The 24,681-nt window shown below is 67.2% G+C and carries 23 protein-coding genes; 15 read left to right on the top strand and 8 right to left on the bottom strand.

The genetic code is table 11. The features are described from left to right. Positions 1-146: 146 nt before the first annotated feature. From AC1DXS_RS15470 to AC1DXS_RS15410, 13 genes are all read left to right on the top strand, one after another. The gene (locus tag AC1DXS_RS15470) at positions 147-3,005 is read left to right on the top strand and encodes a cation-translocating P-type ATPase (protein WP_477738370.1); all 2,859 of its coding nucleotides are present in this window, start codon (positions 147-149) and stop codon (positions 3,003-3,005) included. A 35-nt stretch (positions 3,006-3,040) separates the two neighbouring features. Beyond that, entirely contained in the window at positions 3,041-3,589 is a 549-nt protein-coding gene (locus AC1DXS_RS15465) for a cytochrome b (RefSeq protein ID WP_477738407.1), read from the top strand. Positions 3,590-3,622: 33 nt separating this feature from the next. Further along, positions 3,623-4,312 carry a VIT1/CCC1 transporter family protein gene (locus AC1DXS_RS15460; protein ID WP_477738369.1) on the top strand — a complete coding sequence of 230 codons (690 nt, stop codon included), beginning with the start codon at positions 3,623-3,625 and terminating at the stop codon, positions 4,310-4,312. A gap of 400 nt (positions 4,313-4,712) precedes the next feature. After that, positions 4,713-5,420: a sensor histidine kinase gene (locus AC1DXS_RS15455; RefSeq protein ID WP_477738368.1), complete on the top strand. Its 708-nt coding sequence runs from the start codon at positions 4,713-4,715 to the stop codon at positions 5,418-5,420. Positions 5,421-5,428: 8 nt separating this feature from the next. Then, a complete protein-coding gene (locus AC1DXS_RS15450; RefSeq protein WP_477738367.1) occupies positions 5,429-5,803 on the top strand; it encodes a c-type cytochrome in 375 nt (124 codons plus the stop codon). 167 nt (positions 5,804-5,970) lie between these two features. After that, positions 5,971-6,414 (top strand): universal stress protein, encoded by a 444-nt coding sequence (locus tag AC1DXS_RS15445; RefSeq protein ID WP_477738366.1) that lies wholly within the window; start codon positions 5,971-5,973, stop codon positions 6,412-6,414. A 34-nt stretch (positions 6,415-6,448) separates the two neighbouring features. After that, positions 6,449-6,871, top strand: a complete 423-nt coding sequence (locus AC1DXS_RS15440) for a universal stress protein (RefSeq protein WP_477738365.1) — start codon at positions 6,449-6,451, stop codon at positions 6,869-6,871. A 28-nt stretch (positions 6,872-6,899) separates the two neighbouring features. After that, on the top strand, positions 6,900-8,384 hold the full coding sequence (gene arcD / locus AC1DXS_RS15435) for an arginine-ornithine antiporter (protein ID WP_477738364.1): 1,485 nt from the start codon (positions 6,900-6,902) through the stop codon (positions 8,382-8,384). Next, on the top strand, positions 8,384-9,592 hold the full coding sequence (locus AC1DXS_RS15430; RefSeq protein ID WP_477738363.1) for an arginine deiminase: 1,209 nt from the start codon (positions 8,384-8,386) through the stop codon (positions 9,590-9,592). The genes arcD and AC1DXS_RS15430 overlap by 1 nt, the downstream gene beginning before the upstream one ends. A gap of 37 nt (positions 9,593-9,629) precedes the next feature. Next, positions 9,630-10,628: an ornithine carbamoyltransferase gene (argF, locus tag AC1DXS_RS15425; protein WP_477738362.1), complete on the top strand. Its 999-nt coding sequence runs from the start codon at positions 9,630-9,632 to the stop codon at positions 10,626-10,628. Then, entirely contained in the window at positions 10,625-11,551 is a 927-nt protein-coding gene (arcC, locus tag AC1DXS_RS15420) for a carbamate kinase (protein WP_477738361.1), read from the top strand. The genes argF and arcC overlap by 4 nt, the downstream gene beginning before the upstream one ends. A 52-nt stretch (positions 11,552-11,603) precedes the next feature. Then, positions 11,604-13,046: a trypsin-like peptidase domain-containing protein gene (locus tag AC1DXS_RS15415; protein ID WP_477738360.1), complete on the top strand. Its 1,443-nt coding sequence runs from the start codon at positions 11,604-11,606 to the stop codon at positions 13,044-13,046. 131 nt (positions 13,047-13,177) lie between these two features. Beyond that, complete coding sequence (locus AC1DXS_RS15410) at positions 13,178-13,831, top strand: BON domain-containing protein (RefSeq protein ID WP_477738359.1); 654 nt, start codon at positions 13,178-13,180, stop codon at positions 13,829-13,831. Between the two features lie 56 nt (positions 13,832-13,887). On the opposite strand, the gene AC1DXS_RS15405 is transcribed toward AC1DXS_RS15410, so the two are convergent. The 6 genes from AC1DXS_RS15405 to AC1DXS_RS15380 form a co-directional block, all read right to left on the bottom strand. Beyond that, positions 13,888-14,337 carry a universal stress protein gene (locus AC1DXS_RS15405; protein ID WP_477738358.1) on the bottom strand — a complete coding sequence of 150 codons (450 nt, stop codon included), beginning with the start codon at positions 14,335-14,337 and terminating at the stop codon, positions 13,888-13,890. Beyond that, positions 14,303-17,044: a bifunctional acetate--CoA ligase family protein/GNAT family N-acetyltransferase gene (locus AC1DXS_RS15400; protein ID WP_477738357.1), complete on the bottom strand. Its 2,742-nt coding sequence runs from the start codon at positions 17,042-17,044 to the stop codon at positions 14,303-14,305. Before AC1DXS_RS15400 ends, AC1DXS_RS15405 begins: the two co-directional genes overlap by 35 nt. 33 nt (positions 17,045-17,077) lie before the next feature. After that, positions 17,078-17,527, bottom strand: coding sequence for a universal stress protein (locus AC1DXS_RS15395; RefSeq protein WP_477738356.1), 450 nt, complete (start codon positions 17,525-17,527; stop codon positions 17,078-17,080). A gap of 4 nt (positions 17,528-17,531) precedes the next feature. Then, positions 17,532-18,062, bottom strand: a complete 531-nt coding sequence (locus AC1DXS_RS15390) for a flavodoxin family protein (protein WP_477738355.1) — start codon at positions 18,060-18,062, stop codon at positions 17,532-17,534. A gap of 115 nt (positions 18,063-18,177) precedes the next feature. Beyond that, on the bottom strand, positions 18,178-20,733 hold the full coding sequence (locus tag AC1DXS_RS15385; protein WP_477738354.1) for a cation-translocating P-type ATPase: 2,556 nt from the start codon (positions 20,731-20,733) through the stop codon (positions 18,178-18,180). A gap of 33 nt (positions 20,734-20,766) precedes the next feature. Next, the gene (locus tag AC1DXS_RS15380) at positions 20,767-21,372 is read right to left on the bottom strand and encodes a hypothetical protein (protein WP_477738353.1); all 606 of its coding nucleotides are present in this window, start codon (positions 21,370-21,372) and stop codon (positions 20,767-20,769) included. A 239-nt stretch (positions 21,373-21,611) separates the two neighbouring features. On the opposite strand from AC1DXS_RS15380, the gene AC1DXS_RS15375 reads away from it, so the two are divergent. Both AC1DXS_RS15375 and AC1DXS_RS15370 read left to right on the top strand, forming a co-directional pair. After that, positions 21,612-21,998 (top strand): TraR/DksA family transcriptional regulator, encoded by a 387-nt coding sequence (locus AC1DXS_RS15375; protein WP_477738352.1) that lies wholly within the window; start codon positions 21,612-21,614, stop codon positions 21,996-21,998. 70 nt (positions 21,999-22,068) lie between these two features. Continuing rightward, positions 22,069-22,527, top strand: coding sequence for a universal stress protein (locus AC1DXS_RS15370; RefSeq protein ID WP_477738351.1), 459 nt, complete (start codon positions 22,069-22,071; stop codon positions 22,525-22,527). Positions 22,528-22,623: 96 nt separating this feature from the next. On the opposite strand, the gene AC1DXS_RS15365 is transcribed toward AC1DXS_RS15370, so the two are convergent. Further along, positions 22,624-23,982, bottom strand: coding sequence for an ATP-binding protein (locus tag AC1DXS_RS15365; protein WP_477738406.1), 1,359 nt, complete (start codon positions 23,980-23,982; stop codon positions 22,624-22,626). Then, positions 23,982-24,653 carry a response regulator gene (locus AC1DXS_RS15360; protein WP_477738350.1) on the bottom strand — a complete coding sequence of 224 codons (672 nt, stop codon included), beginning with the start codon at positions 24,651-24,653 and terminating at the stop codon, positions 23,982-23,984. Before AC1DXS_RS15360 ends, AC1DXS_RS15365 begins: the two co-directional genes overlap by 1 nt. Positions 24,654-24,681 lie beyond the last annotated feature (28 nt).

Raw genomic sequence — 24,681 nt, 5'->3', positions numbered from 1 at the left:
GCGCTTGTCAAAGCGGCATCGCTTGATCCAGGACAAGCGGCCGGTCTTGCGATGCCGCCAGACTGGAACATGCCGAACGCAGCCTCCGGGCCGGCTTGCCTCTTGTCTCTTGCCGCCGCCTGGGCACACCGGATAAAAAGACAACGATGAAAATTCCCCTCGCCGCCGAAGAAAGCCCGCAGCCCGAAACACCCGCTGACCCGTCGGTCCGGGAGATCGAAGACGTCGCCGCAAGCACGGGCGCGGACCTGCTGCGCGGCCTGTCTTCCGGCGAGGCGGCACGGCGGCTTGCCGCGCAGGGCCCCAATACCCTCAACGCCGCGCCGCCCGTGAGCGCCTGGCGGCGCTTTGTCTCGCAGTTCCAGGACCCCCTGATCTATTTGCTGCTGGCGGCCATCGCCATTTCGCTGTTCGCATGGGCTATGGACGGGCGGCACGGCTGGCCGATTGACGCGCTGGTGATTGCCGTCGTCGTCCTGTTGAATGCCGCGCTGGGTTACGTGCAGCAGGCCAAGGCACGCGGCGCGGTGGAGGCCCTGTCCAAAATCACGCAGGCGAGTTCTTCGCTGATGCGGGACGGCCGCGTGCAAAAGGTGGCGCTGGCGTCGCTGGTGCGGGGCGATTTGCTGGTCCTGAACGAGGGCGACGTCGTGGGCGCCGACGCGCGGCTGGTGGCGGCCGCCGCCCTGCGTGTCCACGAGGCCTCGCTGACCGGTGAAAGCGTGGCCGTGCTGAAAAGCACCTTGCCGCTGCAAGCCCCGGCCGCATTGGGGGACCGCGTGAACATGGTCTTCAGGGGCACTGCCATCACCCAGGGCACGGGCCGCGCGGTGGTCACGGCAACCGGCATGGACACCGAAATGGGCGCGATTGCCGCCATGCTCGAGGCGACGCATGAAGCGCCGACGCCCCTGACACGGGAAGTGAGCCGGCTGGGCCGGGTGCTCGGCATCGCGGTGCTCATCATTGCCACCGTGGTGGTGGCCACCATCCTGATGCTGTCGGAGCTGCGCACGGCCGGCGACGTCATCGCGGTGCTGCTTCTCGGCGTGGCGCTGGCGGTGGCGGCGGTTCCGGAAGGCCTGCCCGCCATCCTGTCGGTTGTGCTGGCCATGGGGGTGCAGCGCATGGCCAGGCACAAGGCGATCATCAAAAACCTGTCGTCCGTGGAAACATTGGGCTGCGCCTCCGTCATTTGCACGGACAAGACAGGCACGCTGACGCGCGCGGAAATGACCCTGACGCGCATTGCCACGGCATCCGGCATGGTGGACGTGACGGGCGTGGGCTATGTGCCCGAGGGCCGCGTCGAGCAGGCCGGCGGTGAACTTGCCGCCGGGCCGTTGCGGGAAGAAGTGGCGTTGACGCTGCTGGGCGGCAGCCTGGCGGGCAATGCCGGCCTGCGGCAGGACACCGGCGGCGTCTGGCGGATTCAAGGCGATGCCACGGAGGCGGCTTTCCTCGTCGCCGCGCGCAAGCTCGGCCCTTCACTCCAGGCACGCGCCGGCCGCTATGAGCGCATCCGGGAGATCCCGTTCACCTCGGACCGGAAAATGATGTCGGTGATTGACCGCGACCATGACCACGGGGGCGCCGCCATGCTCTTCAGCAAAGGCGCGCCGGACGTGCTGATCGAGCGCTGCACCCATGTCAAGGTGGGCACGGCAACCGTGACGATGGATGCCGCCCTGAAGGCCGCCCTGCTCCGCGACATCGACACCCTCTCGGATGCGGCCTTGCGCACACTGGCCGTTGCCTGCCGGTCACTGGACGCCGGTGAAGACCCGGCATCCGCATCGCTGGAAGAAAACCTGGTCTACGTCGGCACCGCCGGCCTGATGGACCCGCCGCGCGAGGAAGCGGCCGTGGCGATACGCCAGGCCCAGCGCGCCGGCATCCGCGTCATCATGATCACGGGCGACCACCCGCGCACGGCGCTGCGGATTGCCGCGGACCTCGGCATCCACGGCGCGCAATCGCCGGCGCTCACCGGCGTTGACATGGACCGGCTGGCCGATGCGGAGTTTGCCGCCGCGGTTCGCAAAACGTCGGTGTATGCGCGTGTCGCGCCGGCGCACAAGCTGCGCATCGTGCATGCGCTGCAGGCCGACGGCCAGGTGGTGGCCATGACCGGCGACGGCGTGAACGACGCCCCCGCCTTGAAGTCCGCGGACATCGGCATCGCGATGGGCCTGACCGGCACCGAAGTGACGCGGCAGGCCGCGCGGATGATCCTGGCCGACGACAACTTCGCCACCATCGTGGAGGCGGTGCGCGAAGGGCGCGGCATTTTTGACAACATCCGTAAATTCCTGCGTTATCTGCTGTCCTCCAACATGGGGGAGGTGTTGACGGTGTTCCTGGGTGTGGTGGGCGCCGGCGTCATCGGGCTTCAAGCCCCCGGCGTTGCGGTGGTTCTGCCCCTGCTGGCCACACAGATTCTCTGGCTCAACCTCATCACCGACTCCTGGCCGGCGCTTGCCATGGGCATAGACCCCGCGGTCGGCGACGTCATGGCGCGAAAGCCCCGCGCCCGCGATGCGCGCGTGATCGACGCCCGCATGTGGTCGGGGATACTGCAAACCGGCGCCGTCATCGCGGTGGTGACGCTCCTGACCATGGACATGTTGATGCCGGGCGGGCTGATCGAGGGCGACCAGGACCTGGCCGTCGCCCGCACCGCCGGCTTCACCGTGCTGGTGCTGGCGCACCTGTTCAATGCCTTCAACGCGCGCTCGGAAACCGCCACGGCGTTTCGCCACCTTTTCTCCAACCCCTGGTTGTGGGCCGCGCTGGGCTTGTCATTGGGCCTGCAGATCGCGGTGGTCAACCTGGGGTTTCTGAACTACGCTTTCGGCACGGCGCCCCTTACCCTTGAACAATGGCTGCTGTGCGCCGCCATGGCCAGCACGGTCCTGTGGCACGCTGAATTGCGCAAACTGGCTGGCCGGGCCTGGCGCCGGTATGCGCAAACGCGAACCGCCGCAGCCGGCGGCCCGCAATGAACACTTCACCTTAACGACAGCGGAGAAACACCATGATGTCAAAACCCCACCCCGAAAACCGTTACGGCATGCTCTCCATCGGCTTGCACTGGTTCATGCTTGCCTTGCTGGCGGCGGTCTACATCTGCATGGAGCTCAGCGGCACCTTCCCCAAGGGCAGCGACATGCGCAGCGGGCTGAGGACCTGGCACTACATGCTGGGCCTGTCTGTCTTTGTACTGGCCTGGCTTCGCCTGGCGGTCAATCTCCTGCAGCGCGCCCCACCCATAGCCCCGGCGCCGCCGCTTTGGCAAAGCCGCCTCGCCCGGCTGGTGCAGGCCGGGCTTTATGTGCTGATGATCGGGCTGCCCCTGGTCGGTTGGTTCATACTCAGCGCCCGCGGCCAGCCCATTCCTTTTTTCGGGCTGCAACTGCCCGCGCTGATGGCCGAGAACAAAGATGCGGCGGGCTGGATCAAGGACATCCACGAAGCGGGAGCGACGGCGGGGTATTTCCTGGTGGGCCTGCACGCATTGGCGGCCCTGTACCACCACTACCTGCTGCGCGACAACACGCTGGCCCGCATGCTGCCCGGCCGCCGCTGATTCAAATGAAACCCTGGAACAAAGGATGGATGCATGAGACATATTGAACGGCACAGAACCGCACGCATAGGCTGGCTTCGCGCGGCCGTCCTCGGCGCCAATGACGGCATCGTATCGACCGCCAGCCTGATCGTGGGTGTCGCCGCGGCCAGCGCCACCCACGGCAATCTACTGATGACGGGCGTGGCCGCGCTGGTGGCGGGGGCGATGTCGATGGCCGCGGGCGAATACGTGTCGGTGCACTCGCAGTCCGATACCGAGAAGGCCGACCTGGCCCGCGAGCGCGCCGAACTGGCGAAGGACCCCGTGGCCGAGCACCGCGAACTGACCGCCATCTATGCCGCGCGCGGGCTGGACCACGCGCTGGCCCGGCAGGTCGCGGAGCAGCTCATGGCCCATGACGCGCTGGGTTCGCACGCGCGCGACGAACTGGGCATCTCCGACACCATGGCGGCCCGGCCGCTGCAGGCCGCGCTCGCGTCGGCGGCCAGCTTTGCGGCCGGCGCGCTTTTGCCGCTGGCCGTCACCGCAGTGGCGCCCGGCGGCACGCTGATCTGGTGGGTGTCCGGAACCTCCCTGGTATTTTTGGCCGGCCTGGGCGCGATGGCCGCTCGGGCGGGCGGCGCGGCAGTTCTGCCAGGCGCATGGCGCGTGACTTTCTGGGGTGCGCTGGCCATGGGCATTACCGCGGGCGTGGGCGCGCTGTTCGGCGCAGTCGTCTAAGTTCGCTGGCGCACAGACGCATCCGGATGCGGCGCGCAGAGTAACGCCATGTCATCACTGTCCACAACAGGTTTGCCGGCCGGTAGCGCCCAAAACGGGATCGCCCGTTCAGCGATGGATTCCAGGAATTCAATGGGTTTTCTCTGCGCACCGATCGCTCCTTACCACGGCGGAAAGTCCGCAGCCTTGCGCCAGATCAAATGTCGTGCACCCGAAAGCTGAATCTTTCCTTTTGTTGTCTCATCGCATATGCAGATCAATCTGTCGGTGCGTGTTCCTGGGGCAGGGCTAACATTTGAACGATCCGTGTGCCTGGCGGGGCGACAGCCCGCCAGCCTCGTTTCACCTCACTGTTTCCTGCCGCAGCCTCATGCGAGCCACGCAACCAGGAAGTACCCAAATGGCCACTGAAATACGAATGAAACGCTCCGATGGATCTTCCGACCCGGTTTCGTTGCCATTGCCTTCCTGCCAAAGCTGCCAGGAACAGGTTCGCGTCCAGGAACGCGAGCATCTCGCGCGGGAACTGCACGACGCGCTCGGCAGCCTCCTGATGAGCGCCAAGCTTGATATTGCCTGCATACAGCCGGAGCTGGCCGGGATGTCGCCGGCGGCGTCCGGGCATCTCCACCACCTGATGGATATCCTCAATCAGGCCATGGCGCTCAAGCGCCGGATCATCGATGGCCTGGAGCCGCCGCTGCTGTTGAATCAAGGGCTGGCCAAAGCCGTCGCGCGGCTGGCGCAGGATTTTTCCTCGGCGTCCGGGATAGGCGTGACGACCAGCCTGGCCGACGTTGCCCTGCCCGCTTCCGCGCGGCTCGCCGTTTACAGGCTGGCAGAGGAGGCGCTGACGAACATCGGCAAGTATGCAGGCGCCTCCCGTTTCTCCATCACCCTGTGTGAAGCTGATAACGGCGTGCAAGTCGAAGTAGAAGACGACGGCGTCGGCTTTCATGCCGACACCGGCGAAAACTTCGGGCACGGCCTCCTCGGCATGCGACACCGGATTGAAGCGTGCGGCGGAACGCTGATCGTGGAGTCGGAGCCGGGTAGCGGAACACGTTTGCGGGCCCGTCTCCCCGCGAGCGGTGTCGCGGTGCATTGATGGCTCCCATGACATCGCCATCGCTATCGCCAACGAGGTTTGCGGGCCGCTGTCTTGCGCCGGCCGCCATAGCGCTTGCCTGCCTGGCGGCGCATGCCCAGACGACGCCGGTACCCAGCCGCGGGGAGTTGCTGTACACGACGCATTGCATTGCCTGCCACACCGCGGAGATGCACTGGCGCAACAACCGCCGCGCCCATGACTGGGAAAGCCTGAAGGCGCAGGTCCGCCTGTGGCAGGGCAACACCGGGCTGCAATGGGATGAGGCGGATATCGCGGCAGTGGCGGCTTACCTGAATGACTCGGTTTACCGGTATCCGCGCACCGCTCCCGTCGGGCTTGGCTTGCCCGACGCGCCTCAGGGTATTTCCGCCGCGCGCTGAAACCGCCCCGGACATCTTGAGGCCGATGCGGTCTTGCACGCATCGCAAGGCCTCCTCAAAAGCGCCGAAACAGGGGAGAGCCATCATGTGCCGCGCCCTTGACATGRATCAAGMGCGGGCMGCYGCGGCGCTCCTAGACTGCARGCGAACAACACAGGAGAACCACCATGTACAAGCGCATTCTTGTTGCCACCGACGGCTCCACGCTTTCCAAAAAAGCGGTCAAAGAGGCCATCGGCCTTGCGGCATCCCTGGAGGCCGCCCTGGTGGTGCTCAACGTCGTTCCGCGTTACCCCATGAGCTATTTCGAGGGCGGCGCCACCATCTCGCCGCAGGAAGTCGGGCGCATCGAAAAAGACTGGGCCGACAAGGGCCAGGCCATTGCCGACGCGGCACAAAAGTCCGCACAAGCCGCCGGCGTCACCGCCAAGGCCGTGACCGCCAAGTCCGACCTCGTCGCCACGGCCATCATGGCCGCCGCCAAAAAGAACAAGTGCGACCTCATCGTGATGGCCTCGCACGGACGCAAAGGCCTGTCGCGCATCCTGCTGGGAAGCGAGACCCAGCAGGTGCTCACGCACAGCAGCATTCCCGTGCTGGYCCTGCGTTGAGTCCGCACCGAACAAATCCTTTCCGGAGAACACCATGAGAATCCTTCTGGCCGTTGACGGCAGCAAGTTCACCAAAAAAGCCCTGGCCTTCCTGGCTACCCATGAAACCCTGATGGGCCCTGACGCCGAACTGGTCGTGCTGAATGTGCAGCCCGCCGTTTCCCCGCGCGTCAAGACCATGCTGGGCGCCGCCACCGTGCGTGCCTGGCACCAGGAGGAAGCCGAAAAAGTGCTGCATCCCATAGAGCGCTTCCTCCAGCGCCACAACATCACGTTCAAGGCCTCCTGGGTCGCCGGCACGGCAGCCACGCAGATCGTGCAGGCGGCGAAACGCGAAAAAGTTCACATGCTGGTCATGGGCACCCACGGTCATGGCCTGCTGGGCCGCGCCCTGCTCGGCAGCGTCGCCCAGCGCGTGGTGGCGGACATCGACGTGCCGGTGCTGCTGGTCAAGTAGCCGTTTATCTCCCGACTGAAAGCACTCCATGACCACACCGTCAACAACCCCATCCCCGGCGTCGCCGCGGCCCGCCATTCCCACCACGCGGCCGTCCCAGGGCACCCTGGGCCTGGGCTTGCTGGTCGCGCTGGTCATCGGCTCCATCATCGGCAGCGGCATCTTCGGCCTGCCGCAAAACATGGCGGCCGGCGCGGGCGCGGGCGCCATCCTGATCGGCTGGCTGGTGACCGGCGTGGGCATGCTGGTGCTGGCGCGCGTCTACCAGATGCTGGCGCTGCGCAAACCCGAACTGGACAACGGTGTCTACGCCTATGCGCATGCGCTCTCGGGCGATTACATCGGCTTTAACTCCGCCTGGGGTTACTGGATCAGCGCCTGGATAGGCAATGTCGGTTACCTGGTGGCCGCGTTCGGCGCACTCGGGTATTTCTTCCCGGCTTTCGGCGAAGGCAACACCCCCGCGGCCGTCGCCGGCGCGTCGGTGGTCTTGTGGGTGGTGCATGCGCTGGTGCTGCGCGGCATCAACACCGCCGCCTGGGTCAATGCCGTGGTCACGGTGGCCAAGGTCATTCCGCTGCTGCTGTTCATCGTGCTGGCCGCGGCCGCTTTCCAGGCGCCCACCTTCAGCCTGGACTTCTGGGGCGGCGCCAAACTCGGTTCCATACTGGACCAGGTCAAAAGCACCATGCTGGTGACCGTGTGGGTCTTTATCGGCATCGAGGGCGCGAGTGTCTATTCGGCGCGCGCGCGACAGCGCAAGGACGTCGGCAAAGCCACGGTCATAGGCTTTCTGATCTGCCTGGCCCTGCTGATGGCCGTCTCGCTGCTGTCCTTGGGCATCTTCACCCAGCCGGAACTGGCCGGGCTGAAAAACCCCTCCATGGCCGGCGTGCTGGAAAAAGCCGTGGGCACCTGGGGCGCCGTGCTCATCTATATAGGGCTGATCGTTTCCGTGGGCGGCGGTTTCCTGGCCTGGACGCTGCTGGCCGCCGAGTCGCTGTTCACGCCGGCCAACAGCGGCGTCATGCCCGAATGGCTGGGCCGCCAGAGCGGCAAGGGCGTGCCGGCCAATGCCTTGTGGCTGAGCAGCGCCATGGTGCAGCTCTTCCTCATCGTCACCCTGGTGTCCAAGGCGTCCTACCTGGCGCTGATCTCGCTGTCGACCGCCATGATCCTGCTGCCCTACCTGTTCAGCGCGCTCTACGGCTTCAAGCTGGCGATGCGCGGTGAAGATGCGGGCCCGGCGCCCGAAGGCGCCCGCGGCGCGCTGGACCTGCCGGTGGCCGCGCTCGCCTCGGTGTATTGCCTGTGGCTGCTGTATGCCGCCGGCGCCAAATACCTGCTGCTGAGCGCCCTGCTCTACGCCCCCGGCGCGGCCCTGTATTTCATCGCCAAACGGCAGGCCCGCCGTGAGCCCTTCACCCCGGGTGAAAAAGCCATGCTGGCCGCGGTGCTCGCACTCGCGGTGATCGCGGGCTGGATGCTGGCCGCCGGAAAGTTGAGCCTGTGATGGCCGGCGTCCATTCAGAGACGGGCCGGCTGCGCAAGGTGCTGGTCTGCAGGCCGGGCCTGGCGCACACGCGCCTGACGCCCGCGAACTGCCGGGAGCTGCTGTTCGACGACGTGATGTGGGTCGCGCAGGCCAAAAACGACCACTATGCCTTTACCAGCGCCATGACGGAGCACGGCGTGGAAGTGCTGGAACTGCACGACCTTCTGACGGTCACGGTCGGCAACCCGATGACGCGCGACCGGCTGCTGGACCGCGAACTGGCCGGCACCGACTTTGAAGCCGCTGGTGTGCTGCGGCCCTGGCTGCAGGAGTTGCCGCCGGCCCGGCTGGCCGAATTCCTGATCGGCGGGTTGACGCCGGCGGACCTGCCCTTCAAGCTGCCCGGCCTCACGGCCGCCTGCGCCAGCCCCTCGGACCTGCTGCTGCCCGCCCTGCCCAATACCCTGTTCACGCGCGACAGCAGTTGCTGGATAGGCGACGGCGTGGCGCTGGGCTCCATGTACTGGCCCGCGCGCCGGCGGGAAAGCCTGCTCATGGCGACCATCTACCGCTCCCACCCGGCGTTCGCGGGCAAGGTCACCGAATGGTGGGGCGACCCGGGACAGCCGCACGCGCAGGCCTCCCTCGAAGGCGGCGACGTCATGCCGCTGGGCAAGGGACTGGTGCTGGTCGGCATGGGTGAGCGGACCTCGCCGCAGGCCGTGACCCAGCTCGCGCGCAGCCTGTTTACCCACGGCGCCGCGACCCGGGTGCTGGCCGCCCAGTTGCCCAAATCGCGCGGCGCCATGCACCTGGACACGGTGCTGACTTTTTGCGACCGCGACCTGGTGACGGTGTTCCCGGAAATCGTGCAGTCGACTCGCGTGTTCAGCCTTCGCCCCGGCGAGAAGCCGGGTGAGCTGGACGTCAGGGCCGAAACCGCCCCCCTGCTGGAGGTGCTCGCGCAGGCGCTGGGCCTGCCCAAGCTGCGCGTCGTCGCCACCGGCGGCAATGCCTACGAAGCCGAGCGCGAGCAGTGGGACGACGGCAACAACGTGCTGGCGCTGTCGCCCGGCGTCGTCATGGCCTACAACCGCAACACCCATACCAACACCCTGCTGCGCAAGGCCGGCGTCGAGGTCATCACCATCCCCAGCGGCGAGCTGGGGCGCGGGCGCGGCGGCAGCCACTGCATGTCCTGCCCCATCGAGCGCGACGCCGCCTGACCTGTCACCGCGACAAAACGAAAGACGGCCCTCCCCCATGAGCTTTAACCTTCACAACCGCAGCCTGCTGGACCTCAAGGATTTTTCCCAGCGGGACATCCGTTTCCTGCTGGACCTGGCCGCCGAGCTCAAGCGCTCCAAATACGCGGGCAACGAACTGGCGCGCCTGAAGGGAAAAAACATCGCGTTGATCTTCGAAAAAGCCTCCACCCGCACGCGCTGCGCCTTCGAAGTCGCGGTGCACGACCAGGGCGGCCATGTCACTTACATCGACCCGGTCAGCTCGCAGCTGGGCCACAAGGAATCCCTGAAGGACACGGCCCGGGTATTGGGCCGGCTGTATGACGGCATCGAGTACCGGGGCTTTCACCAGACGGTGGTGGAAGAGATCGCGCGCTTCTCGCACGTCCCGGTGTGGAACGGGCTCACGGATGAATCGCACCCGACCCAGGTGCTAGCCGACCTGCTGACCATGCAGGAGTTCGGCGAAAAGCCGCTGCACGAACTGTCTTTTTGCTACCTGGGCGACGCCCGCTTCAACATGGGCTGCTCCCTGCTGGTGGGCGGCACGCAGATGGGCATGGACGTGCGCATCGCCGCTCCCGCCGCGCTGATGCCGCCGCCGGCCCTGGTCGCTGACATGCGCGAACTGGCGAAAACGACAGGCGCGCGCATCACCCTCAGCAGCGATCCCGCCGAAGCCGTCAAGGGCGCCGACTTTCTCTATACCGACGTCTGGGTCTCCATGGGCGAGCCTGACGAAACCTGGAAGCTCAGAATCGAGCAGCTGCTGCCCTTTCAGGTCAACAGCGCGCTGATGAAGGCCACAGGCAAGCCGCGCACCCGCTTCATGCACTGCCTGCCGGCCTTCCACAACCTGGATACCGAGGTGGGGCGCCAGATCCACGAGCGCTACGGCCTCAGCGAGATCGAAGTGACCGACGAGGTTTTCGAATCCGACGCATCCATCGTGTTCACGCAGGCGGAAAACCGCATGCACACCATCAAGGCCGTGCTCGTGGCCACGCTGGCATGAGGCTGATCGTGGCGCTGGGGGGCAACGCCTTGCTGCGCCGGGGCCAGTCGCCCAGCGCGCAGCACCTGCTCGAAAACATCCAGGGCGTGGCGGCCCAGCTGGCGCGCGTCGCGCTGCACCATGAGCTGGTGGTGACGCACGGCAACGGGCCGCAGATAGGTCTGCTGGCCCTGCAGAACTCGGCCTACGCGGCGGTGGCGCCCTATCCGCTCGACATGCTGGGCGCGCAGACCGAGGGCATGATCGGCTACCTGCTGGAGCAGGAACTCGCCAACCGGCTTGCGCCCAACCGCCCCGTGGTCACCCTGCTCACGCGCGTGCAAGTCGATCTCGCCGACCCGGCTTTCGGTCGACCCACCAAACCGATAGGGCCCGTCTACACCCAGGAGGAAGCGCAGCGGCTTGCGCAAGCCATGCACTGGCATGTCGCGCCCGACGGCGAAAGCTTCAGGCGCGTCGTGGCTTCGCCCCTGCCCCTGCGCGTGCTGGCCGTGGATCCGCTGCGCTGGCTGTTGCAACACCAGGCCGTGGTCATCGCCGCGGGCGGTGGCGGCATCCCGGTGGCGCGTACGGCCGGCGGCCGGGCCCTGGAAGGCGTGGAAGCCGTGATTGACAAGGACCTGACCAGCGCATTGCTCGCGCTGGAGCTGGATGCCGACTGCCTGGTGATCGCCACCGACGTGGATGCCGTCTACCTCGACTGGGGGTTGCCGTCGCAGCGCGCCCTCGGCAAGGTCGGGGCGCGGGAACTGTTGGGCCACAGCTTCCCCGCGGGCTCCATGGGCCCCAAGGTGCAGGCCGCCGCCAGCTTCGTCCTCAAGACGGGAAAGAAGGCCTTGATAGGTTCGCTGGCCGGGATCGAGGAGATGCTGGCGGGCCGCGCCGGCACCGAGGTCAGTCCCGGCGGCGGCCCCGCGGCTTGAGACGCAACATCCCCGTTGCGTTTTTTCATCGGGCTTGCGTTGGCGCAAATGAATGGATACCGGCGCCGTGTTCAATGAGCGCATGAAATTCCACCGTTTTTTGCTCGCAGCCTTGCTGGCCTGCGCCGCCCTGGTTCTGGAAGGCGCCCATGCGGAGCCGGCGGGCCGCCGGACCTCCGTGTCGGCCGGTGCCATTGTGGCCAGCCGCGGCGCCGGCGTCGTGGAAATCAGCACCATCAGCGCGTGGGTGCGCGGCGGCAGCGACAGTCCGGAACCGGAATTCGCCCCGCAGGACAGCTTTGGCGACCAGCTGGCGCGGCCGCAACCCATCAGCCTGTCTCGCGGCGAGGTACGCGACCTGGCCTCCGGTTTTGTGCTCACGGCCGACGGTTATATCGTCAGCAGCGCGCATGTGCTGTGGGATGCGGAAGAGGCCCAGGTGCGGCTTGCGGACGGCCGCCACTTTCCCGCCCGGCTGGTCGGGATGGATCGCATCACCGACGTGGCCCTGCTGAAAATCGAGGCCACGGGCCTGTCGCCCGTCCCGATCGGCGACTCCTCCAGGCTCGCCGTCGGCGACTGGGTCGCGGCGATAGGCTCGCCCTTCGGCTTTCCGGGCTCGGTCACCGCGGGCATCGTCAGCGCGAAAAACCGCTTTCTGTCCGGCAGCGGCGAAACCGCCTTCATCCAAACCGACGTGGCGATCAATCCCGGCAGCTCGGGCAGCCCGCTTTTTAATGCCGACGGCGAGGTCGTCGGCCTCAACTCGCTGATCTACAGCGGCAGCGGCGGCTATATGGGCGTGTCGTTCTCCGTGCCCATCAACCTGGCCGTGGACATTGCGGGGCGCCTGCGCTCGCACGGGGAAGTACGGCGCGCTTGGCTGGGGGCCAGGCTGCAGGGCATGACCGCGGCACTCGCGCAGTCCTTCGGGGTGCGCGACCCTACCGGGGCGCTGGTGGTCCAGGTCACGGCGGGCGGCCCCGCCGCGCGGGCCGGTCTGGTGCTCGGCGACATCATCACCGCATTTAACGGGGCCAAGGTCCGGGATTTCAGCAGCCTGGCACTGCAGATGAGCGATCACGGCGCGGGCATTCCCGCGACGCTGGAGGTCTGGCGCCAGGGCCGCAAAACCACCGTATCCGTCGTGCTGGCGGAGTCACCCGCCGCAGGGTTCCGCGCGCCGGCCACTGCGGATTCCAGCGCTCTCCCGAACCTGGGCCTGGCGCTCACCGAAACCGGCAAGGATTTGCGCGCGCAGTTGCGGATAGACGGCGGCCTGCTGGTCCGCCAGGCCGCGGGACAGTCGCGCAGCGAAGGCATACAGCCCGGCGACGTGATCATCGCCGCCAATGAACTCCGGCTGGACAGCGTGGCGGATTTTGATCGCGTGCTGTCGCACCTGGAGCCCGGCGCCGGCGTCGCGCTGCTGGTGTTGCGGGACGGCCATGCGGCCTATGTGCCGCTGCGCATTCCCGCAGCGAAGAAACTTTAGCGGGCCCTGAAGCAGGCGCCGGCTGGCGCAACGAGCAAACGCTTGAGGAATATCAAGACGGGTTCCCCCTCGCCTGTCTAAAGTGGCATCACCACTCTGTGGTGGTGATCACCTCATCCAAGGAACAAGCCATGAAAACCGATCTGCAACTCAAGGCCGACGTCACCGCCGAACTGGCCTGGGAACCCGCCGTCAATTCAGCCGCCATAGGCGTTCTCGTCAATGACGGTATCGTCACGCTCACGGGTCATCTGGACACATTTGCCGAAAAAGTCGCGGCGGAAAAGGCCGTCCGGCGCGTGGCGGGGGTGCGCGGGTTGGCCATCGAACTGGATGTGAAACTGGTGGCGGACCACCATCGCAGTGATTCTGAAATTGCGTCGGTCGCAGCGTCCGCCCTGCGCTGGAGCGCGATGTTACCGCCCGACCGCATCAAGGTCGAAGTGGAAAAAGGCTGGGTCACCCTCACGGGCGACGTCGACTGGGCCTACCAGTGCAGCACCGCCGAGAAATGCGTGCGCGGCCTGGTGGGTGTGCGCGGCCTGTCCAACAACATAGTCGTCAAGCCCACCGTCAGCACGCGGGACGTGGCGGCGGAAATCTCCGCCGCGCTCGAACGCCAGGCCGAGCGCGAGGCCCGGCACATCCAGATCGACGTGAAAGGCGGTGTCGTCACCCTGCACGGCAAGGTGCATTCCCTGGCCGAGCGCGAAGCCGCCGCCGGCGCCGCGTTCGCCGCCAAAGGCGTCACCCGCATCGTCAACAAGCTGGAAGTCGACGCCTGAGCAGCACCTCAAGCGAGGACCCGCCAGGCAGCAAGGGCTGCGGCAAGCAGCCGGCCTCAGCCCTTCACGACCAGCACAGGAACCGGTGCATGCCGCGCGATCTGCTCGGCGTCGCTGCCCATCAAGACGCGGTTCAGGCCGCGCCGCCCGTGCGAGCCCAGCACGATCATGTCGGCATGCACCCGCCTGGCGTGTTCCGCCACCACATCGCAGAGGCGATCGGCGCCCGACTCCAGCAGCACGCTGTCGCAGGCCACGCCCTTTGCCTCGGCCAGGCTGCGCATCTGGGCCAGCAACCTTTCGCCGTCGGTGTGCATCAAGGGAAGTGTCTGCTCGTAATAGGCCCTGGCCGTCTCGAAGCCGTTGACATGGTCCAGCTTATCGATCACGTAAAGAAGCCGCAGGCGCGCGCCGTTCAGGCGTGCCAGTGCAATCGCGGCTTCCAGCGCTTTGACCGAAGTCTGGCTGCCGTCAACCGGAACAAGCAATTGGTGTAATGAGGCCATGTGTGGCTCCTGGCGCCAATGGCGCGGCTGGGGATGGATTCAGTGCCAGTCGCATTGAAAAAGTGCCTGAGCTGTCGTCGGCGGTGATGTCGAAACCGGCGGAGCGCGCCAGCCCGGCCATGGCGGTGTTCTCGCGCAGGCATTGCCCGGCCACCTCGGCGGTGCCTCGCTCGCGCAGGTAATGCAGCAGCTTGTCCATCAGTACCCGGCCCAACCCTTTTCCCTGCCACGGCGCGGCGACCTGGATGGCGAACTCCGCGCGTTCGTTGTCGGGATCACAAACGGCCCGCACCTCGCCCACCATCTCCGGCTCGGCGCCGGCCTGGGGCGCCAGGGCGATGAAAGTCATTTCGCGGTCGTAGTCGATCTGGCTGTAGCGGGCCAGCTCCGAGTGCGGCACCTCGCGGCGCGACATGAAGAATCGCAGGCGCATGTCGGCCGGGGTGGCGCGCGCGTAAAAGGCGGCCAGCCGCCGCCCGTCTTCCGGCCGGATAGGCCGTAAAGACAGGCTGATGCCGTTGAGTTGCACCTCCGCCTCCAGGTTTGCCGGATACGGGCTGATTGCCGGCGGCAATGGCGCGGCCCCAGGAGCGTGAAGGCCCATACGGGCATCCACCGCCAAAACTCCGTGCTCGTCCACAAGCAGGGGATTGATGTCGAGCTCGGCAAGCAGGGTTTGCTCGCATGCCAGCCGTGAAATCTTCTGGAGCACGTCGCGCACGGCGGCGGTGTCTGCCGGCCGGCTTCCCCGGTAGCCGCCCAGCAATACATCCATGCCGGCGCGCGACACCAGGTCCTTCGCGAGCGCATCGTTGACGGGCGCCAGGGCGACGGCGTGGCGCGCGTGGAGTTCGACCGCCGTGCCGCCCTCACCGAAAAGAATGACCGGCCCGAACACCGGGTCGCTGGCCATGCCCGCGATCAGCTCCAGCGCCCCGGGCCTGTCGGCCATGGCCTGCACGACGAAGCCCTGCAGCGCCGCATGCGGCGCCAGCCGCGCCAGGCTCTCGTCCATGCGCAATGCCGCCGCAAGCACCTCGTCGGCGGAGGTGAGCCCGATCTCGACACCGCCGACATCCGACTTGTGGACGATGTCGGGCGACATGACCTTCAGCGCCACCGGGAAGCCGATGCGCCGCGCGAGCGCCGCGGCTTCGTTCGCGTCCCGGGCCCGCCCCATCGGCAAGGCCGCGATGCCGCAGGCCTGCAGGACTTGCTGGACCTGCACGGCGTCCAGCCAGCGTTGCCCGCAGGCCGCGGCCTCCTGAAGGATTTTGCCTATCCGCTGCGTGTCCGGCGGGCCGGCCTGTTCGCCCAGTCCCGGCAATTCCCGCAATGCGGCCTGGTTACGGGCGTAGGCGGCAAGGTGCAGCCATGCCGTGACGGCGCGCTCCGGTGTGTCGAAGCAAGGCACGCCGGCGGCCGAGAAAGCAGCGCGGGCCGAAGCCACCGAAGGCGCGCCCAGCCAGCAGGCCAGCACGGTTTTGCCGCGCTGCGCGACCAGCGGCAGGCAGGCCGCGGCGATGTCGTAGGCCGGGACGATGGCCGTGGGCGCGTGCATGAAGAGCACGCCGTCGACTTCCGGCGCCGCCAGCAGGATGCGCAGCGCGTCCTGGTAACGCGCCACCGGCGCGTCGCCCACGATGTCCACCGGGTTGCCGTGCGACCAGGCAGGCGGCAGGCAGGTGTTCAGCGCGGCCAGGGTGTCCGGCGCGAGTTCGGCCAGCTTGCCGCCGCCCAGGGCCAGCGCGTCGGCCGCCAGCACGCCGGCGCCTCCGCCATTGGTGAGCACGGCCAGCCTGTCGCCCAGCCAGTCCTGCCGGTGCGCCAGGGTCTCGGCTGCGCCGAACAGGTCTTCCAGCGTGTCCACGCGCAGCATGCCGGCGCGCCGCGCGGCTGCGTCGAACACCAGGTCCAACCCGGCGAGCGCGCCGGTATGCGAGGCCGCCGCGCGGGCGCCCTCGGGCGCGCGCCCCGCCTTGACGACGATCACCGGCTTGTTGCGCGCGGCGGCGCGCGCGGCCGACATGAACTTTCGCGCCGAGGTCACGGACTCCATGTACATCAGGATGGCGCGGGTCGCGGGATCGCTGCCGAGGTAGTCGAGCACGTCGCCGAAATCCACGTCGGCGACATCGCCCAGCGAGATGAAATGCGAAAACCCTATGCCCCGGCCGTTGGCCCAGTCGAGCATGGCCGTGGCCAGCGCGCCCGACTGCGTGACGAAGGCGATGTTGCCGGGCAAGGCATTGCCGGGCGCGAAGCTGGCGTTCAGGCCCATGCCGGGCACCAGGAGGCCCAGGCAGTTCGGCCCGGCGATGCGCAGCAGGTGGGGGCGCGCGGCGTCCAGCATGGCGCTTTCCCAGGTCTGGGCGCCCTCTTCCTTTGCCTGCCGCAGCCCCGCCGACATGACGATGGCGGCACGCGTGCCGCGCCGGCCCAGTTCGGCGACGATGGCGGGAACGCAGGCGGCGGGCGTGCAGATGACTGCGAGATCGGGCACGCCGGGCAGCGATGCCGCATCGGGCCAGGCCTGCTCCCCGCCCACGCGCGCGTGGTTCGGGTTGACCGGCCAGATCGGGCCTTTGAAGCCCCCGGCCTTCAGGTTGCGCAGGACGACGGCGCCCACGCTGTTCGGACGGTCGGACGCGCCTATCAGGGCGACCGAGCGGGGTTGAAACAGCGCTTCCAGGTTACGCACACTCATGGATGATTCCCCAGTGAGAAGCGTTGGCGGGCTTCAGCCCTTGACCACCAACACCGGTACCGGTGCATGCCGCACGATCTGCTCGGCATCGCTGCCCATCAACATGCGCGAAAGGCCGCGCCTGCCGTGCGAGCCCAGCACAATCATGTCGGCATGGGCCAGGCGGGCCTCCTCGGCGACCTGCTCGCAAACACGACCGGCGCCCGACTCCACCAGCACGCTGTCGCACACCAGGCCTTGCTCGGTGGCACGGCGCCGCATTTGCGCCAGCATTTTTTCACCGCCGGCGCGCATGAGCGGGAGCAGGTCCTCGCGATACGCCTTGGGGGTCTCAAAGCCATTGACATGGTCCAGCTCGTCGATCACATGAAAAAGCCGTATGTGCGCGCCGTTCAGGCGCGCGAGTCCGATGGCGGTCTCCAGCGCCTTGGTCGAGGTCGGGCTGCCGTCAACCGGCACCAGCAGTTGGTGTATTGAGGCCATGCGATCAGACGGCGCTGGGCGACAAAGTCGTCGGACGCACCGTTTCCTCTTTTCCCGCGCTGTCGCGGACCGCGCTGCCGAACACCTCCAGGGCGGACGAATAGCTGCCGTCGTCCACCGCGCGCGCGGTGAAGGAGGTCGACAGGATCGGAGGCCGGCCGAGAATGCGGTCGATTTCAGCGAAAGCATTGGTCGCGCCCTGCCCGCCCATCACCGAGATGACCGCCACGCGCTGGAGGCCTCGCGCATGGTCCCGCACAAAGCTGCGCATGGGCCCCGCCAGCTCTGCAAGCCAGATGGGCGCGATCAGCACAACCGTCTCAAAACCCCGCGGGTCCGGCCCTTCATAACGAATCGCGGGATGGCGCTTGAACAGCGAATCCATCACGCAGCGCAGCATGCCTGCAGCGCCGGTGCGCGATCGCGCCTCGCTGACCTGGCCGCACGGCCACTTGAATTTGCTCGACAGGAGATCGGCCACGCGGCGCGATGTCCCGGTGTTGGAATAACAAACGATGAGTGTTCGCTCGGACATGGTTGTGCTCCTTGGAGGGTTGCGCGCAAACAAAGCTGCGGTCGGCCGGGCGCTGCGCGGGCATCGGCCACCGGCAAAGGGTATGGCGAACCGCCGGCCCGGCCCTTGAGCTAAATCAAGGGCGGCGGCCTTGCAGGGCCACTGAAACCTGGCGCAAGGCCAGCAGCCACAGCGTCATGGCACCCAGGATCAGCAACAGCCAGGCGCCGCCGCGTCCGGACGGCAGGACAAAACCCATGACTCCTCGCAGCCAGGGCTGCCACAGCACCAGCAAAAGAACCAGGACAACCGCCGTGGCCAGGCGCGGCAGCCAGGCGTTCCTGAGGATGTCCACCGCATGGCGATGGACCAGCACCAGAAGAAACAGGCCCGCGACCAGGCCCAGGAACAGCGTCGTGCGTATCTCGGCCGCCTGCCAGCCCTGCCCCAGCATAAAACTGTTGGCCGCGAGCAGGGCCAGCGCCAGGCCGAAGCCCTGCAGCAGGCCGTAGCTCATGTTGCGCAAGGCGAAGGGCGAATCCGAGGCCGGCTTGGGCGGGCGGCGCATCAGCTCGGGATCCGCCGGCTGCGCCTCAAACAGGATGGAGCAGGCCGGGTCGATGATCAGTTCAAGCAGCACGATCTGCGCCGGCAACAGCAGAACCGGCCAGCGCAGCAAGGCCGGAACCAGGGCCAGCGCCACGATGGGTGCGTGCACCGCGAAGATGAAGCGCACGGCGCTGCGAATGTTGTCGTCGACGTGGCGGCCCTGGCGTATGGCCGTTGCGATGCTGGAAAAGCTGTCGTCCAGCAGCACCAGGGCGGCGGCTTCACGGGCCACGTCGGTCCCGCGCTCGCCCATGGCGATCCCGGCATCGGCGGCCTTGAGCGCTGGCGCGTCGTTGACGCCGTCGCCCGTCATCCCCACCGTGCCGCCGTCGGCCTGCAGCGCGCGCACCAGCCGCAATTTCTGCTCGGGCCGCAGCCGCGCGCAGATGGAGGCGCTCCTCAAGCGGATGCGCAACGCGTCATCATCGAGCGCATCGATGTCCTTGCCCGTGAGCACATCGGAGGGATTGGGCAGGCCCGCCTGGCCGGCAATCGCGCTGGCTGTCACGGGGTGGTCCCCCGTCATCATGATCACGCGAATGCCCGCCTCGCGGCAATCCCGGACCGCTTGCGGCACCGTCGGCCGCAGCGGATCGGCCAGGCCCAGCAAGCCGACAAAGCGCAAGGCAAGTTCCTGCTGGCCCGCGGGCAAACCGGTCCCCACCCAGTCGCCGCACGCCACGCCGAGGACGCGCAAACCCCTGGCGGCCATGTCCTGCACCTGCAATTGCACGGCCTCACGCCTGTGCGCCTCAAGCCGGCACAGGCCCATGACGGCTTCCGGCGCCCCCTTGCAGGCCAGGAAATACCGCCCGGGCGCGCCGCTGTCGTAAGCATGGGTGACGGCCAGAAACTGCGGCGTGAGCGGGTATTGCCGCACTGGCTCAATACCCAGGCGCGCCCTGGAATCCGGGGCCAGGCGGCCGTTTCCGAGTACCCGTATGGCTTTTTCCATGGGATCAAAAGGCTTGAGCGGCGTGGCCAGCATGGCGCATTCGGCCAGTTCCGTGAGCGCCTGGGGAAGCGGCGCATTGCTGCCGGCCCTGAACACAGTGGTGGCGCCCGCCAGCTCCACCAGTTCCATGCGGTTCAAGGTCAAGGTTCCGGTCTTGTCCACGGCCAGCACCGTGATGGCGCCCAGCACCTCGACGGCGTCGACCCGGCGCGTGAGGATTTTTTGCCGTGACAGGCGCCAGGCCGCCAGCGCCAGGAACACCGCGAGAACGACGGGAATCTCCTCCGGCAATACCGCCATCGCAAAAGCGATCGCCGGCAGCAGGCTGGCGACAAAGCCCTGCCCATCCCTGAGCCAGCCCAGCAGGACCAGCAGCACGGCCACCGCCAGCCCGGCGGCGGCGAAACCCCGCACAATGCGCCGTGACTGCCGGTACAGCCTCGAGGCCGGGGCCTGCGTCGTCGCCAGCGCCACGCCGATGCGGCCCATCGCGGTCCGGCCCGCAGTGGCCTGCACCCGCGCGAGTCCCCTTCCCTGCGTGACCACGGTGCCAGCATACAGCGCCGCGCCGCTTTCGCCGTCGGGCTCGTCGCCGCGACCGGTCTCTGAACGCGGCAGCTTGGGTCTGGGCACGGATTCGCCGGTCAGCAGCGATTCATCGGCCTCCAGGGCCCCTTCCAGCAAGTCGGCATCGGCGGCGATGCGGTCCCCCTCGCGCAGCACCAGGACATCACCGCGGACCACTTCGCGGCAGGCGATGCGAAGCTCCCTGCCGTCCCGCAGGACCAGCGCACGAGGCGCCGACAGCTCGCGCAAGGCTTGCAGCGCGCGCTGCGTTTTGCGCTCCTGGAACAGCGTCAACGCAACGATCAGGAAAACCGAGGCCAGCAAAAACGCGGCCTCGGCCGTGTCCCCCAGCACCAGATAACCCCCGCCCGCCGCGAGCAGCATGAGGAACATGGGCTCCTTCACAACGCCCACGGCCGTTCGCCAGAAGCTTTGCCGCTCGCTGCCGGGCAGCAGGTTGGGGCCGTCCGCCCGCAGCCGCGCGGCGGCTTCCTCGTCACTCAGCCCCAGGACACCGGGTGCGGGTTTTCGCGAGCCGGTGGTTCGAGCTACGGTGCTCATTTTTCCGGGGGGACCGGCAAGCGGATCCGCCACCTATTTTTTGGCGCCGGAATCCGCGCCCTTGTCCGCTGCCTGCCGGCCGGCCTCGGCCGACTCCTGAGCGGCTTTTTCCGCGCTTCTCAGGGCATCCTGCGTTGCCTTCATGGCTTTGCGCGTTTGCGCCTCGTCGGGCCGGCCGGCCTTGCGCAGGGCGTCCTCGGCGCGCCCCGATGCCGCGCGCACGGCGGATGYGGCCCGCCTGGCCGCCTCGGCCGCCTTCGCCGCCAGCTTTTTCATGTCGTCGGTGGCCGCGGCAGCCGCCTGCTCGGCTTTCTCGCGGGCCTTTGCGGCGGCTTCGTCCGCCTTGAGCGCCTGCTCCCGGATATTCGCGGCGGCTCGATGCGAAACATCCTGGGCGGCGGTTTCGGCCAGCTGCAGCGTGAGCTTGACCAGGTCGGCCGCCGCGCGGGCGGAATCGGCCGCCTCCTGCGCGGCTTTCTGCGCGACCGCCTTTGAACGCGCGGCCACACCCGCCGGCGCGCTGGAGGCTGCGGTGGGCGCCTGGGTTTTTTCAGGGGCCTGGGCCCGGGCGTCACCGGCCGCGCAGCCCATGGCGCCTGCGGCAAAGGCGGCGGCAATCACAAAAGTGTTGGTATTCACGGTGAGCCTTTCAATGGAGTCGGGGTCAGCCATGATGGCCAGGCCGGGCGACAAAGCACTTGACTTGGCGCAACCGGCGCGCAATGACAGCTTTATGCAGGATTGGAAGCGTCATTCAGGCCCGGGGCGCCCCCCTGCTTCACCCCTGCTTGCGCCAGATCAACATCAGTGTTCTCAAGCGTCATGAAAATCATGGTTGAAACAGACACAAAGACCCTTCACTTTTTCCAGGCCTCCTCATGAAGCACTACGACAACTCACTGGCAGCACACTTCGGCGACATCCTGGCCCGGCGCGAAACCGAATTAAGGGCCGCCCTGGATACGGGCAACAAAAAGGCACTCAGCGATGCACAGCCCGGCAACGGGGAGGTGCAGGACTTCAAGGACCTTGCCGAGCGGGAGTCGCAATCCGACATGGCGGCCATGGATGAGGCGCGCGCCGCGATAGAGCTGTCCCAGGTGCTGGCGGCCAGCCGCCGCTTGCGGGAGGGCAGCTTCGGCCAATGCGTTGAATGCGGCAAGCCCATCGACCTGCGCCGCCTGCAAGCGCTGCCGGCCGCCGCGTTCTGCGTGGCCTGCCAGACCGCCGGCGAAACAACATCGCACCCATTCACCGGCGCTTGATCCGCGTCAATACACCATCCCCAGGCGTCGTCAACATTCATGACGTTCCAATCCTGATAAGGCGCTCACCATGTTCAAACGAATCCTGATCCCTGTGGATGGCAGCGACACCTCCACCAAAGCCCTGGTCGCCGCCCTGCAAATGGCGCGTGAGACCGGCGCCAGCGTGCGGCTGGTGTATTTCGTCAACGAGATGGCCTACCTGGGCGGCATGGACCCCTATGGCGGCTATCCGGCAGATCTGGCCGGCATGATGCGCGAGGGCGGGGCCAAGGTGTTGGCCGATGCCATGGCCGTGGCCCAGTCGGCGGGTGTGGAGGTCAGCCAGGTTTTGCTCGATGAACCCGGAAGTCGCCTGGGCGAAGCCGTGGCCACGGCGGCCAGGCATTGGGGCGCCGACCTCGTGGTGGTCGGCTCGCACGGCCGGCGCGGCCTGGGGCGCGTGCTGCTGGGCAGCGGCGCGGAACAGATCCTGCGGCTGGCGCCTGTGCCGGTCCTGGTGGTCCGCAGCGCGCATCCAGAGAGTTGAATTTCGCCGAAAGCCGGCTCACTTGTGGCGTGAACCGCGGACAGGACCACGGGACTCAACACGGTAAGGTCCAGCAACGGGAATCCGCGCGGCCATTTAAGGCGGGCTCAACTCCTGCGGCCCAAGCACCCGCACCATAAGACCGCCCAGTTCGGTCGAAGCTTCAACTTGCAGCAGCATCCCATGCACGGCCGCGATGCGCCGCACAATGGACCAGCCTAGCCCGCTGCCGCTTTCGGTGTTGCCGGTCACCCGGAAAAACCGCTCACCCAGCCGCTGGCGTTCGCCTTCGGTCATGCCCGGGCCGCTGTCTTCCACACGCAAAACCACCCGTCCATCCTGCTGCTGAACCGACACTTTCACGCGCGCCATCCCAGGGCTGTATCTCACCGCGTTGTCTATAAGGTTGCGCACCAGCACGGTCAGCAGGATTTCGTCGCCCTGAAGATGGCAGGATTGCGCGGCGTCCAGCTCCAGCGTCTGGTTTTTGCTGATGGCCTTGGGTGCCAGCTCTGCGACCACGCGCCGCACCAATGCACTCATGTTCACTGGCGCAGACGCCGGCAGTGCCACCGCATCCAGCCTCGACAGGGTCAGCAGTTGCTCCACAAGCCGTGCCGCCCGGTCGCAGCCCTCGAGCGTGTTGTGCAGCGCGAGCCTTCGCGGCCCTTCGGCGGTTTCGCCCAGCGCCACCTCGGCCTGTGCCCGGATGGCGGCAATCGGTGTGCGCAATTCGTGGGCGGCGTCGGCGGTAAAGCGCCGTTCAGATTCCAGCAGCGCAGCGATGCGCGCAAACAGGACGTTCAGGGCATCAACCATGGGCACCATCTCCGATGGCACGTCGTTCACGGCAAGCGGCACTATGGACGCCGGTTGCCGCTCGGCCAGCGCGTGGCCGAGCCGGCGCATGGGTGCAACACCGCGGTACACGGCCCACCACAGCGCAAGGGCAAGCAAAGGAAGCGCCAGGGCCATGGGCCACAGCGTGCTGCGCAGCACCGCCAGCAAAATGTCGTTGCGGGAGCCCGTTTGCTCCCCCACATACACCTGCACATCCTCCTCTGCGCCGTAGGTGGCAAACACCCGCCACGCTGAGCCGGCGATCTGCACGGTGGTGAAGCCGGTTTTGAAATGTTTGCTGCGCTCGACCATGGGCATGACAGGTGCGTTGGCAGAACGCAGCGTAAGCCGGTTCTCATGAAACACCTGGAACATCACCTTGGGCGCGTAGCGGTGCAGTGTGGGCGTATCAACGCCACGGTCGCCCTCCTCCAGCTCCTTGGCCTGCTGCACCACCAACAGGGCGGCAGCCTGGGCCAGGTGGCCATCAAGCAGCTCGTCAAGTTCATGGCTCGCATCCAGCCATGTCAGCGCCGCGGTCGCCAGCCAGACCGTCAGCACCACGGAAAGCACCATGGCCATCAGGCGGCCCTGCAGGGAGCTCGGCCGCGGAATCACGATTTCGGCGCGTCGCGCTGCAACATATAACCGACACCACGCACCGTATGGACCAGCGCGCTGCCCAGCTTGCGCCGCAGGTTGTGGACATGAACTTCCACGGCGTTGCTCTCCACCTCCTTGCCCCAGCTGTAGAGCTGCTGCTCAAGCTGTTCACGGGAAAGGACACGGTTGGCGCTGAGCATGAGCGCTTGCAACAGGTCAAACTCGCGGGTAGACAGTGTGACGGGCTGGCCAGCCTGGTGCACGGAGCGGGCGGCCGGGTCGAGCACGACATCCTGCGCACGCAGGCACTCCTGCGGCTGGCCGTGCGCACGGCGCACCAGCGCGCGCAGGCGGGCGGCGAGTTCCTGCATATCGACCGGCTTGACAACGTAGTCATCGGCCCCGACATCGAGCCCGCGTATGCGGTCCGGCACCGCGTCGCGGGCTGTCAGTACCAGCACAGGGGTCAAGAAGCCCGCCCGCCGGATGCCGGCCAGGACCTCCAGGCCGTCCTTGCGCGGCAATCCGAGGTCGAGCACGGCGGCGTCATAGACCTGTGCGCGCAACTCGCGTTCCGCGGCCATGCCATCGCGAACCCAGTCAACCTGAAAGCCAAGCTGTCTCAGGCCGGACTGCAGGCCGTCACCCAGCAGCGTGTCGTCTTCAGCAAGCAGGATGCGCATGCGGCGATTGTCCCATTTGTTCCACGGA

It is taken from the genome of Polaromonas sp. P3_B1, assembly GCF_056402935.1.
This window is presented reverse-complemented; position numbering and strand designations above follow the sequence as displayed.